Below are 12,430 nucleotides of genomic sequence, written 5' to 3'. Positions count from 1 at the left end.
TATCATGAATTCAAACATGGAAAAACCCTACGTAGTAGGTATTGACATAGGCGGAACGAATACCGTCTTTGGAATTGTAGACGCACGCGGAACTATTATTGCCAGCAGTTCAATCAAAACATCTGGTTATCCTACAGTAGAAGAATACGCTGATGAAGTGTGTAAAAGTCTGCTTCCATTGATTATTGCTAATGGTGGTGTTGATAAAATCAGAGGTATCGGTATCGGTGCTCCGAATGGCAACTACTACACGGGAACGATTGAATTTGCTCCGAACCTGCCTTGGAAGGGAATTCTTCCGTTGGCTGCCATGTTTGAAGAAAGACTGGGTATCCCCACTGCTTTGACAAACGACGCAAACGCTGCTGCTATCGGTGAAATGACTTACGGTGCTGCCCGTGGTATGAAAGACTTTATCATGATTACACTAGGTACTGGTGTGGGTAGCGGTATCGTTATCAACGGTCAGATGGTATATGGTCATGACGGTTTTGCAGGTGAGTTGGGACACGTTATCGCCCGTCGCGATGGTCGTCTTTGCGGTTGTGGCCGTAAGGGATGTTTGGAAACTTACTGCTCGGCTACCGGTGTAGCTCGTACAGCCCGCGAATTCCTTGCTGCCCGTACGGATGCTAGCTTGCTTCGTAACATTCCTGCAGAAAACATCACTTCAAAAGATGTGTATGATGCAGCTGTACAAGGTGATAAACTGGCACAGGAAATCTTCGAATTTACAGGTAACATTCTGGGTGAAGCTTTGGCAGATGCTATTGCATTCTCCAGTCCTGAAGCAATTGTATTGTTCGGTGGTTTGGCTAAGTCCGGCGATTACATCATGAAGCCGATTCAAAAGGCAATTGATGATAATATCCTGAATATCTATAAAGGTAAGACTAAATTGCTCGTTTCCGAATTGAAGGATTCTGATGCTGCTGTACTGGGTGCCAGTGCATTGGCTTGGGAACTGAAAGATTTGAAAGAATAACATTTCATTATTATAATAAAGGTAATGAAGCCTCGGGAGTTTATGACTTTCGGGGCTTTGTTTTATTTAGTCCTTGCTAACGTGTACGGCTTATTCGGACAAAGGGTTATTCTCACCGAAGTGAGAAAATATTCTCATACCTATGAGAAATTATTCTCATTGCAGTGAGAATTTTTTCTCATGGGCATGAGAATATGTGAGAAAATGCACAATAAAAAAGGGAACCTCATAATGAAGTTCCCTTTTTTATTTCGAATCGAAAAGTTCGGCTTATTAGTTAGCTCTTTTTTCTTTGATTCTAGCTTTCTTACCAGTAAGAGCACGTAAGTAGTACAATTTAGCGCGACGAACTTTACCTACCTTGTTCACTTCGATGCTATCGATAGCCGGTGATTCGATTGGGAAAATTCTTTCTACGCCTATAGTTCCTGACATTTTACGTACAGTAAAACGTTTTTTCTCTCCGTGACCGGCGATTTTGATAACAACACCACGGTACAGCTGTACACGTTCTTTGTTACCTTCAATAATACGATATGCTACTGTTACAGTGTCTCCTGCTTTGAAGCTCGGGTGCTGTTTTCCGGTAGCAAATGCTTCTTCTGCAATTTTAATTAAATCCATTGTTGTTATTATTAAATTGTTTCATCGTTACAACGCAACATACCAAGTATCTCTTCTCTTGACAGCGATTGCGCGAAAGCGGTGCAAAGTAACGAATTATTTGCCAGATAGCCAAATGTTTTTGTATATTTGTAGCATATCTAAAAATAGCGAACATGAAACAGACTTATGCAAAGTATCTGATGGTGGCAGCGTTGGCAGGAGGCTTCCTGTTTACTTCCTGCCGGACCGCACGCGAGACTACGGCTCAGTACGAAGTAACTAAAGTAGAGGGCAGCATGATAACAATTGATTCTGTTTGGGACACCCATCCCAACGCGAAAGCTGCTGAAATATTAAAGCCTTATAAGGAAAAGGTAGATGCGATGATGTATGAAGTCATTGGTACCAGTGCGATGAAAATGGAAAAAGGAGCTCCTGAAAGTTTGCTTTCCGACCTTGTTGCAGGTGTTTTACAGCAAGCAGCGGTTCAGGTGTTGGGGAAACCTGCCGATATGGGATTGGTAAACATGGGCGGCTTGCGCAATATCTTGCCCGAAGGGGATATCACGGTAGGCGATGTGTTTGAAATACTTCCTTTTGAGAATTCTCTTTGTGTATTGACTATGAAAGGAACAGACTTGAGACGTCTTTTTGAAGCGATTGCATCTCTGCACGGAGAAGGAGTGAGCGGTATCCGCCTTGAAATCACCAAAGATGGAAAGTTGCTGAACGCCTTTGTCGGTGAAAAACCACTAAAGGATGACCAGCTTTACACGGTGGCCACTATCGATTATCTGGCAGATGGAAACGGACGGATGGATGCTTTCCTGCAGGCAGAAAAGAGAGTATGTCCCGAAAACGCAACCTTACGCGGACTATTTCTTGATTATGTACGCAAACAAACTGCCGAAGGCAAAGCGATTACCTCCAAACTGGATGGACGTATTACCATAAAATAAAAAGGAGAATCTAAAAATATTGAATATGAAAAGATTTCAGATATTATTCCTGTTATGTCTTGCATTGAGCTTTACTTTCTCAATTTTTGCGCAGGATAAGGATACCAAAGAAGTGATTATTTTACAAACGAGCGATGTGCATAGCCGTATCGAACCTGTCAATCAGAAGGGGGACGAATACTATAACAAAGGCGGTTTTCTTCGCCGGGCTGCTTTTCTCGAACAATTCCGCAAGGAGCATAAGAATGTGCTGCTTTTCGACTGCGGAGATATTTCTCAGGGAACACCTTATTATAATATGTTCCGCGGAGAAGTGGAAGTTAAACTAATGAATGAAATGGGTTATGACGCTATGACTATCGGTAACCATGAGTTTGATTTCGATGTAGATAATATGGAACGCATTTTCAAGATGGCTAATTTCCCGGTTGTTTGTGCCAACTATAATCTGGATGCTACGGTATTGAAAGATATAGTTAAACCCTACATCGTTCTTGAGAAATATGGTTTGAGAATTGGTGTGTTTGGCCTTGGAACCCAACCCGAAGGGATGATTCAGGCTAATAAATGCGAAGGAGTCGTTTATGAAGATCCTATCCGCGTATCCAACGAAATAGCTGCTTTGTTGAAAGACGAAGAAGGTTGTGATTTGGTAGTATGCCTGTCTCATCTGGGCATTCAAATGGATGAACATCTGGTTGCCGGAACACGCAATATCGACGTGATTCTGGGCGGGCACTCTCATACATTTATGAAAGGCCCCAAAACATACTTGAATATGGACGGAAAAGAGGTGCCTGTTATGCACACGGGAAAAAATGGTGTTCGTGTAGGCCGTCTCGATTTGACTTTGAAACATAAATGAAGATAATCCCCTCAATAGTAACGCTTTTATTCCTTATTGCGGCCGGCACGGTTTCAAGTCCGGCGCAGAATGCTACAACCGTTGAACCTCTGCTGGTATATAAAGCCCTTCAGGACAAGGACTGCCGGCACTGGGTTGATTCGGTTATGGATAAGCTTTCCTTTAAAGAAAAGGTAGGGCAGTTGTTCATCTATACCATTGCCCCAGTAGATACCAAACGAAATCTGGAACTGTTGCGCGAAGTCATCGACACCTATAAAGTGGGCGGACTTCTTTTTTCCGGTGGGAAGATGCAAAATCAGGTTGAACTGACAAACCGGGCGCAACGGCAGGCTAAAGTCCCTTTGATGATTACCTTTGATGGAGAATGGGGGCTGGCCATGCGTCTGCGTGGTATGCCTGTTTTCCCACGGAATATGGTATTGGGATGTATCCGTGACAACAAGCTGCTCTATGAATACGGGCGTGAAGTTGCCCGTCAATGCCGACAGATTGGAGTACAGGTCAACTTTGCTCCGGTGGCGGACGTGAATATAAATCCTGAAAATCCCGTAATCAATACCCGTTCTTTTGGAGAAGATCCGATACAGGTAGCTGATAAGGTAATCGCTTATGCTTCCGGTTTGGAAAGCGGAGGGGTTTTATCTGTGTGCAAACATTTTCCCGGACATGGAGATACTGATGTAGATTCGCATAAGGCGCTTCCGGTACTTCCTTTCACTCGTGAGCGTCTGGACAGTGTGGAACTTTATCCTTTTAAAGAAGCCATCCGTGCCGGATTGGGCGGTATGATGGTAGGACATTTGCAAGTTCCGGTGATAGAACCGATTGGTGGACTTCCGTCTTCCTTGTCCCGTAATGTCGTATACGATTTGCTGACAGATGAGTTGGCGTTCAAAGGACTCATATTTACGGATGCGCTTGCCATGAAAGGAGTGGCGGGAAATGGATATGTCAGTTTGCAGGCTTTGAAAGCAGGTAATGACATGGTATTGTCTCCCCGAAACTTGAAGGAAGAGATACCGGCCGTACTGGAAGCCATTGAAAAAGGAGAGTTGACCCGCGAAGATATTGAAAGCAAATGCCGTAAGGTCTTGACTTATAAATATGTGTTGGGACTCAAGAAAAAGTCGTATGTACAATTGTCCGGCTTGGAACAACGCATTAACAGTCCGCAAACGCGGGATTTGGTTCGCCGATTGAATTTAGCGGCAATAACAGTCCTGAACAACAAGAATCATATTCTCCCCCTGCATACCGACAAAGAGCAGACGATTGCATTGCTCGAGGTAGGAGATCCTGGGGAAACTGATGCGTTGGCGAAGCAACTTTCCCGCTATACGTCTTTGGCTCGTTTTTCCCTTCGTGCCAATCAGACGGAAGAGGAAAATCAGCGGTTACGTGATTCTCTGTCTACCTATAAACGGATCATTGTAGCCGTCAGCGAACAGCGGTTGGCTCCTTATCAGCCTTTCTTTGCGAAGTTTGTTCCCGAAAGCCCGGCCATTTATCTGTTTTTTACTCCCGGGAAGATGATGTTGCAGATTCAGCGTGCGGTGGCTCATGCTTCGGCGGTGGTGCTGGGACATAGTTATAACAGTGATGTACAGCGGCAGGTAGCAGATGTGTTATTTGCCAAGGCATCTGCAGACGGACAGTTGTCGGCAAGTCTGGGAGAACTGTTCCCAACGGGAGCAGGAGTGACTATTACCCCTAAAACACCGTTGCATTTCGTTCCGGAAGAATACGGGCTTTCCTCTGCTCATCTAAAACGGATTGATTCCATTGCATTGGATGGTATTCGTCAGGGAGCCTATCCCGGTTGCCAGGTGGTGGTGCTAAAAAACGGTCATGTCATGTTCGACAAGGCTTTCGGTACTTATACGGGCAAAGGAAGTTCTCGTGTCGAATCTACGAATATCTACGATCTGGCTTCCCTTTCAAAAACGACGGGTACCTTGCTTGCCATTATGAAACTCTACGATAAGGGACGTTTTAATCTGACAGATAAGATTTCGGATCATTTGCCGTTCTTGCAACGTACTGATAAGAAGGATATAACGATTCAGGAAATTCTGTATCATCAGTCCGGTTTACCCTCCTGGATTCCTTTCTACCAGGAAGCTATTGACAAGGATAGCTATGATGGAAGGTTATTCAGTGCACGAAAAGATGCACGCCATCCGTTACAGTTGGGGACCACTTCATGGGCGAATCCGAAATTCAAGTTCAAAAGTGAATATGTTTCTTCCGTCAAAACCGGTGATTATACTGTTCAGATCTGTGACAGTTTGTGGTTAAACCGTTCTTTCCGAAAGGTGATAGAAGAGAAAATTGCAGAAGCTCCGTTAAAGCAGAAGCGCTATGTATATAGTGATGTCGGATTTATACTCTTGGGAATGTTGGTGGAACAATTGGCCGGTATGCCTATGGAAGCCTATTTACAACGTGAGTTTTATGAGCCGATGGGGTTGGAGCATACAGGATATTTGCCTTTACGCCGTTTTGCCAAATCGGAAATTGTTCCTTCTAATAAAGACCGTTTCTTGCGTAAAGAGACTTTGCAGGGGTTTGTACATGATGAAGCTTCCGCTTTCTTTGGCGGATTGGCGGGAAATGCCGGACTTTTCTCTACTGCCCGTGATGTAGCCCGCGTTTATCAGATGTTGCTGAATGGAGGGGAAATAGATGGTCAACGTTATCTAATTAAGGAAACCTGCCAGTTGTTTACTACTGAAACATCGAAGATCAGCCGGCGTGGTTTAGGTTTTGACAAGCCCGATGCAGATGATCCGAAGAAAGGGAATTGTGCGCCTGCTGCACCTGCCGAAGTGTATGGTCATACCGGATTTACCGGTACATGTGCATGGGTGGACCCGGTGAATGAACTGGTTTATGTATTCCTTAGCAACCGGATTTATCCGGACGTAACGAACCGCAAATTGAACCAGCTGCACATTCGTGAGCGAATACAGGGAGTTATTTATGATGCGATGAAGAAAAAATAAAAAAAGAAAGGTAAAAGGTGCCTATATTAAAAGCTACCTTTTACCTTTTTTATTATTAACGTAATATTCTGATAGTTGCAGTTCTTTTTAGAACGATACACCCAGGCGGAAGCCGAAGTTACTCAATCCATCTACACTGTAATGCAGTACGTCAGCTTTGTTGGTACCATAGCTGTAGTACAAAGCAAAGTGCAAGCCCGGTCCGTAAACCCATGGGAATACATTGATACCTACTTCAGGAGAAGCGTAGAATCCCCAGCTGTTTTCTCTTGCTTCCAGCATATTGAAGTTAGAGCGGACTTTTGCATATTCAGCACCTAATTTAGCACTGACATAAGGTTGGAAAGATCCGCCACGATTCCACTGGTAACGTGCAGCAGCACCGAAAGGCAATTGGAAAACAGTATGCTGCTGGTCGGTAGTTACTTCACCGGCACCCATTTGGAAGGTTTCGCGACCTACATATTCGTGGTTGCTGTGATAGTTGAGGAAAAGACCCAAGCCAATGTTAGGAGTCACAAAATAACCACCTTCAAAGTTCATACCCCAACCGCTTGCTTTATCTGCAAAATGGTTACTTAGCGGAGCATTGAACTGCCAGTCTATATTCGCATATCCGTTGTCTGATAACTGTGCCTTAGCCGGCATAGCGAAGGCGATGGCAATAGCCGCCAAGGCTACTACCTTGAAGTATATATTTTTTCTTGTTTTCATAACAGTTGTAGTTGATTATTTGTTAGTAAGATAAGGTGACTGCGTGAATGATTGGTTGACAGCTTCTACTGCAAGAGTGCGGTTGATAGCTTTGGAACCAGTTTCAAATCCGGTCAGATAACTTGTCCATACAACAGGCAGTTTTTTACTTTCTCCTTGTTCAGCTTGCAAGTTTACCATTTCTGTCAGGAAGGAATTGGTACTATAGCTATAAGTTACAGCATACGGGTAGTACCATCCACCACCCCAGTTGCCACCCCAGTAGCCAGGTCCCCAGTATCCGGGATAACCCCACCACCATTCAGGTTGTGTGTAGCTGGTGAAATAATAAGTACTTGCGATGTAGCTCACTTGGATACCAAGATCTGCACTTTCCTGATCTTCTGCTGCTGCGTAGCCTCTAGCTTTCATGTTATCTGTATAAGCAGCCAGAATTTGTTCTGCGCCTTCACCTTCGAGATATTCCGGTTCTTTACTGTCACTAATCACCAGAATCTGGGGTGCCAGATAGAATGTAGGAACTTTGAAATCGGCTTTCTTGTCGTAGTTAGTGTATACCAGATAATTGTCATCCAGCTTACCCATGTCCGGGTCTTTTTCACATGAAGCGAGTGCAAAGACCGCCAATAAAATAGGAATTAATTTCTTCATATCTTTTATAATGTTTAGGTTATATAAAAATCGCGCCCAGGTACCTTGGGCTTTTGATAGAAACAACAAGAAAGGTGGAAAAAGGTTCAGATGGAAATTTCTTTTGCCGGAAAATTAACATATATCTTTTGCCCTGTTTAAAGAAAAACGGTGAGCACTCTGCCCCATTATCAGGGAGTTTGCTCACCGTTCATTATTTACAGATAATTGTTTGAAAATCCGTTTATTTAAACAGAGGTTTAAGTAGATCGGGTATCTCTACCTTATCAAGTTCCAGTTCATTTACTCGCTGCTTGCCCGTATGGGTCAGGTGGAAGTACATCTGTCTCCGGTCTTCGCTTCCGAGCGACCGGACGATCAGTCCTTTTTCCTCCAGTATTCGCAGCATTTTAGATGTGTGTGAGGGGCTTAGCTCGGTTTGCTTGGACAGGTTGGTAGCCGTCACTTTCTCCGATGCCTCTTTGAGGGCACACAATATCATTGCTTCATTTAGCGTTATCTGGTACATTTTTTCAAATGCTGTTTCAAAGTTTCCCATTGCTTTGAATACATCACGCATTGCACATATTGTTTTCATACACTATTTAAATATTTCATTTGTTCATTTTTTAAATAAATAGATTAACGTTTGCGTTATCCGCCCGTTCCATATACGTTGCTACACCGCCAATAGTTACCTCGTCCAGGAGTTCTTCTTGTTTTACTCCCATCACATCCATTGACATCTGGCAAGCGATAAATTCCACACCGTTTTCCAGAGCTTGCTGGCGCAAAGATTCCAGTGAATCAATCCCTTTCTTGTTCATGATATACCGCATCATTTTTCCGCCCATTCCACCCATGCTCATCTTAGAAAGTTTCAGTTTCTTGGAGCTGGAAGGCAGCATCATACCAAACATTTTTCCGAAAATATCCTTTTCGGTTTCCGGTTTGTGCAACTTCTTGATAACGTTCAGTCCCCAGAAAGTAAAGAAGATGGTGACTTTTTGTCCCGTAGCTGCTGCGCCGTTTGCCAGTACAAAAGTAGCCAAGGCTTTATCCAAATCATCACTAAACATGATGAAGGTTTTTCCTTTGCCCTCACATGAAGTAACAATATTGCACGATTTTGGTTCTCCTTTTTCTATTACAACGATAGATTTTCCTCCGGAGGTATCTTTCGAAATCAATTGATTACCCGTCGAACTGCACCATGCGGCGGCGTCGCGCGGAAAACCCGGATCGGTTGAGGTGATTTCCACCCGTTCGCCTGAAACCAGTGTATCCATTGTTTTCTTCATTTTCAGAATCGGGCCGGGACATTGTAACCCGCAGGCATCCACCCGGACTGTTTTGGCAGGGGGGGCAGAAGCATCAGCTGCCGCAGCAGTGACGGGAGCCGTAGAAACGTTGGGCTGACTGGCTTGGGAAGCCGTTTCCTGTTGTATGGGTGATTGGTCTATTTCGTTTCCATTTTCTTCCCGTATGATGATGGGAGCAGTGGCAGCCCGATAAGTCTTTAACCCTCCGGAGAGATTACGTACCTTGTCAAATCCGTGTTGTGTCAGTATACGGTAAGCAAGATAGCCCCGTAGCCCGACTGCACAGAATGTATAAATCATTTTATCTTTCGGCAATTCTGCCAACCGGTCGCGAAGTTCATCCAACGGAATATTCACAGCACCCGGTAAGCTGCCCAATGAAAATTCATCCGGGGTGCGGACATCCAACAGGAATTTATTTTCCATTTCAATTTCCCGCAATTCTCTCCAATACACAGGATTGGTTCTACCTGTGATGATATTTTCAGCTACATATCCTGCCAGTGCTACCGGATCTTTGGCCGAAGAGAACGGAGGAGCATACGCTTGTTCAACTTTCATTAGATCGTAGATTGTTCCCTCGTGCTTGATGACAAGTGCGAGTTCGTCAATCCGTTTGTCCACTCCATCGTAACCAACGATTTGTCCGCCATACAATCTTCCTGTCTTTTTATCGAAAGTGATTTTAATGCTCATCGGCATGGCATCCGGATAGTAACCGGCATGGGAAGCGGGATGAATGGTAGACGACATATAGTCTATCTCTTCCTGACGCAGACGCTTGCCAGGTAAGCCGGTTGAAGCAACGGTCATGTCGAAAACCTTTGCGATGGAAGTACCAATAGAGCCTTCGTAAGGAATCTTTGCTCCGAGGACATTGTCCGCGACGATACGTCCCTGACGATTGGCAGGTCCGGCGAGATAGTTGAGCCAGGGTTTGCCGGTGATCGGGTGGCGGAACTCGATCGCGTCACCGATGGCATAAATAGACTCGTCAGAGGTTTGCAGGTAATCGTTTACGGCGATACCTCCTGCAGGACCGATAGTCAGTTCGGCAGCCCGTGCCAGATTAGTTTCCGGGCGTACGCCGATAGATAGAATAACGATGTCGGCGGAGATTGACTGGCCATTCTTGAAAGTTACTTTCAATCCTTTTCCATCCCGGCTAAAAGAGGCGACAGCTTGTTCCAAGTAGAGGTTTACTCCTTTATCCATCAGATGTTGATGAACAAGTGATGCCATCGAAAAATCAATAGGGGCCATCACTTGATTGCCCATTTCTACAATCGATACTTTCGCTCCCTGTGCGTGTAAGTTTTCCGCCATTTCAAGGCCGATAAATCCGGCTCCTACGACAACGGCTTTTCGTGGGGCGTGGCTCTTGATATATTCTTTGATCCGATCTGTGTCGGTGACATTCCTTAGTGTGAAGATTCCACTTAGGTCGATTCCGGGAAGAGGGGGGCGTACCGGAGAGGCTCCGGTAGATATGACTAACTTATCATAGCTCTCTTCATAAGTATCTTCACTGCTTTGGCGGACAGTCACTGTCTTTCTTTTCCGGTCAATGAAAATCACTTCATTTTCTGTGCGTACATCTACGCGAAAGCGTGTAGAAAAGGCTTCGGGCGTTTGCACGAACAATTTATCCCGTTCCTCTATCACTCCCCCTATATAATAGGGTAGGCCACAATTGGCGTATGATATGTACTTTCCTTTTTCTAAAAGGACAATTTCAGCTGTTTCATCTACTCGTCTGATTCGGGCAGCAGTGGTGGCTCCTCCTGCAACTCCCCCAATAATAATTATTTTCATCTGTTTATAGCGTAAATAGTTTCCTGTGGAAATAACAAACTGTATCGAAGAAATGTTCATGGATTCAGATAAAAAAACTATATTTGCGCACCCTGTTTTTCATTCTTCTATTTAATGTAGATAAATTGTATGAATAAAATTCTTATTATTGACGATGAAGTCCAGATTCGCAGCCTTTTAGCTCGTATGCTGGAACTTGAGGGCTATGAAGTGTGTCAGGCAGGTGATTGCAAAGCTGCCATCAAACAACTGGAAATTCAATCGCCCGACGTAGCTTTATGCGATGTTTTTCTTCCTGATGGAAACGGAGTAGATCTGGTGTTGAACATCAAGAAAATAGCTCCCAATGTAGAGGTGATTCTTCTTACTGCTCACGGCAATATTCCCGACGGGGTGCAGGCTATTAAAAACGGTGCATTTGATTATATAACGAAAGGAGATGATAATAACAAGATTATTCCTTTAATCAGCCGTGCCGTGGAGAAAGCAAAGATGAATGTCCGTTTGGAAAAACTGGAAAAGAAAGTCGGGCAGATGTACTCGTTCGATTCTATTCTGGGTGAGTCAAAGGTGTTGAAAGAGGCTGTATCTCTGGCGCAGAAAGTGTCTGTGACAGATGTTCCCGTATTACTGACGGGGGAAACAGGAACGGGAAAGGAAGTTTTTGCGCAAGCTATACATTATAGTAGTAAACGGAGCAAACAGAATTTTGTGGCGGTCAACTGTTCGTCTTTCAGCAAAGAACTGCTCGAAAGCGAGATGTTCGGACATAAGGCTGGCTCGTTTACCGGTGCGCTGAAGGATAAGAAAGGACTTTTTGAAGAAGCTAATAACGGAACGATCTTTCTGGATGAAATCGGAGAGATGGCTTTCGAACTGCAGGCAAAGTTACTGCGTATCCTTGAAACGGGAGAATATATAAAGATCGGTGATACCAAGCCGACAAGAGTCAATGTGCGTATCATTGCTGCTACCAACCGCAACCTGCAGGAGGAGATCAAAGCAGGACATTTCCGTGAAGACTTGTTTTATCGTCTTTCGGTTTTTCAGGTGCATCTTCCTTCGCTCCGTGAACGTACCGGTGATATCCAGATTCTTGCAACTGCTTTCGCCAAGAGTTTCTCCGAAAAACTTTCGTATGCTGTCAATGAGATGACTCCCGCTTTTCTGGAAGCTCTGGAACAACAGCCGTGGAAAGGGAATATCCGTGAGTTGAGAAATGTGATTGAGCGTAGCCTGATTGTGTGTGAAGGGGGGAGACTGGATATTTGCGATCTTCCTTTGGAAATCCAAAACACTCATTATGAATGTTCGGATGATAGTGTAGGCAGTTTTGAGTTGGCCGCAATGGAGCGCAGACATATTGCACGTGTGTTGGAGTATACGAAAGGGAATAAAACGGAAGCTGCCCGTTTGTTGAAAATCGGACTTACCACCCTGTATCGGAAGATAGAGGAATATAAAATCTAAGTATACATTTTCTTAAGTCCTTTTATGCTGACTTTGGGATATATAGCATTTCAAAA

The 12,430-nt window shown here is 44.3% G+C and carries 9 protein-coding genes and 2 pseudogenes; 5 read left to right on the top strand and 6 right to left on the bottom strand.

The features are described 5' to 3' along the window. The first annotated feature begins 4 nt into the window (after nt 1–4). Nucleotides 5–985 carry an ROK family protein gene (locus tag DXB58_RS06410; RefSeq protein WP_004315007.1) on the top strand — a complete coding sequence of 327 codons (981 nt, stop codon included), beginning with the start codon at nt 5–7 and terminating at the stop codon, nt 983–985. A 273-nt stretch (nt 986–1,258) separates the two neighbouring features. Here DXB58_RS06410 and rplS read toward each other — a convergent pair whose 3' ends face one another. After that, a complete protein-coding gene (rplS, locus tag DXB58_RS06405) occupies nt 1,259–1,609 on the bottom strand; it encodes a 50S ribosomal protein L19 (RefSeq protein ID WP_122136266.1) in 351 nt (116 codons plus the stop codon). A 155-nt stretch (nt 1,610–1,764) separates the two neighbouring features. On the opposite strand from rplS, the gene DXB58_RS06400 reads away from it, so the two are divergent. Genes DXB58_RS06400 through DXB58_RS06390 form a run of 3 tightly spaced genes read left to right on the top strand, consistent with a single transcriptional unit; the run spans nt 1,765 to nt 6,423 of the window. Beyond that, on the top strand, nt 1,765–2,550 hold the full coding sequence (locus DXB58_RS06400) for a 5'-nucleotidase C-terminal domain-containing protein (RefSeq protein ID WP_117936733.1): 786 nt from the start codon (nt 1,765–1,767) through the stop codon (nt 2,548–2,550). A 25-nt stretch (nt 2,551–2,575) separates the two neighbouring features. After that, entirely contained in the window at nt 2,576–3,415 is an 840-nt protein-coding gene (locus DXB58_RS06395) for a bifunctional UDP-sugar hydrolase/5'-nucleotidase (protein WP_122136265.1), read from the top strand. After that, nucleotides 3,412–6,423, top strand: a complete 3,012-nt coding sequence (locus DXB58_RS06390) for a glycoside hydrolase family 3 N-terminal domain-containing protein (RefSeq protein WP_122136264.1) — start codon at nt 3,412–3,414, stop codon at nt 6,421–6,423. The genes DXB58_RS06395 and DXB58_RS06390 overlap by 4 nt, the downstream gene beginning before the upstream one ends. A gap of 87 nt (nt 6,424–6,510) precedes the next feature. Here the strand turns inward: DXB58_RS06390 and DXB58_RS06385 are convergent, their stop codons facing one another. The 5 genes and pseudogenes from DXB58_RS06385 to DXB58_RS06370 all read right to left on the bottom strand — a co-directional run. Beyond that, a complete protein-coding gene (locus DXB58_RS06385) occupies nt 6,511–7,137 on the bottom strand; it encodes a porin family protein (RefSeq protein ID WP_122136263.1) in 627 nt (208 codons plus the stop codon). A 15-nt stretch (nt 7,138–7,152) separates the two neighbouring features. Then, on the bottom strand, nt 7,153–7,788 hold the full coding sequence (locus DXB58_RS06380) for a DUF4136 domain-containing protein (protein ID WP_122136262.1): 636 nt from the start codon (nt 7,786–7,788) through the stop codon (nt 7,153–7,155). A 223-nt stretch (nt 7,789–8,011) separates the two neighbouring features. Further along, nucleotides 8,012–8,365: a MarR family winged helix-turn-helix transcriptional regulator gene (locus DXB58_RS06375; RefSeq protein ID WP_004296191.1), complete on the bottom strand. Its 354-nt coding sequence runs from the start codon at nt 8,363–8,365 to the stop codon at nt 8,012–8,014. A 31-nt stretch (nt 8,366–8,396) separates the two neighbouring features. Further along, a pseudogene (locus tag DXB58_RS28410) lies at nt 8,397–9,128 on the bottom strand (DsrE/DsrF/DrsH-like family protein); the annotation flags it as partial. 117 nt (nt 9,129–9,245) lie between these two features. Then, nucleotides 9,246–10,904: pseudogene (locus DXB58_RS06370) on the bottom strand (FAD-dependent oxidoreductase); the annotation flags it as partial. 129 nt (nt 10,905–11,033) lie between these two features. Between DXB58_RS06370 and DXB58_RS06365 the strand changes: the two are divergent. Next, a complete protein-coding gene (locus DXB58_RS06365; RefSeq protein WP_122136261.1) occupies nt 11,034–12,374 on the top strand; it encodes a sigma-54 dependent transcriptional regulator in 1,341 nt (446 codons plus the stop codon). Nucleotides 12,375–12,430 lie beyond the last annotated feature (56 nt).

The organism is Bacteroides sp. OM05-10AA, from assembly GCF_003439055.1.
Lineage (GTDB): Bacteria > Bacteroidota > Bacteroidia > Bacteroidales > Bacteroidaceae > Bacteroides > Bacteroides intestinigallinarum.
The sequence above is the reverse complement of the archived record's forward strand: the minus strand, read 5'-3'. Positions and strand labels throughout refer to the sequence as shown.

Bases quoted from the DNA above. Each gene is read 5' to 3' on its own strand.
- DXB58_RS06375 (WP_004296191.1), bottom strand. From the start codon at position 8,365: ATGAAAACAATATGTGCAATGCGTGATGTATTCAAAGCAATGGGAAAC.
- DXB58_RS06385 (WP_122136263.1), bottom strand. From the start codon at position 7,137: ATGAAAACAAGAAAAAATATATACTTCAAGGTAGTAGCCTTGGCGGCT.
- DXB58_RS06380 (WP_122136262.1), bottom strand. From the start codon at position 7,788: ATGAAGAAATTAATTCCTATTTTATTGGCGGTCTTTGCACTCGCTTCA.
- DXB58_RS06365 (WP_122136261.1), top strand. From the start codon at position 11,034: ATGAATAAAATTCTTATTATTGACGATGAAGTCCAGATTCGCAGCCTT.
- DXB58_RS06410 (WP_004315007.1), top strand. From the start codon at position 5: ATGAATTCAAACATGGAAAAACCCTACGTAGTAGGTATTGACATAGGC.
- DXB58_RS06395 (WP_122136265.1), top strand. From the start codon at position 2,576: ATGAAAAGATTTCAGATATTATTCCTGTTATGTCTTGCATTGAGCTTT.
- DXB58_RS06390 (WP_122136264.1), top strand. From the start codon at position 3,412: ATGAAGATAATCCCCTCAATAGTAACGCTTTTATTCCTTATTGCGGCC.
- rplS (WP_122136266.1), bottom strand. From the start codon at position 1,609: ATGGATTTAATTAAAATTGCAGAAGAAGCATTTGCTACCGGAAAACAG.
- DXB58_RS06400 (WP_117936733.1), top strand. From the start codon at position 1,765: ATGAAACAGACTTATGCAAAGTATCTGATGGTGGCAGCGTTGGCAGGA.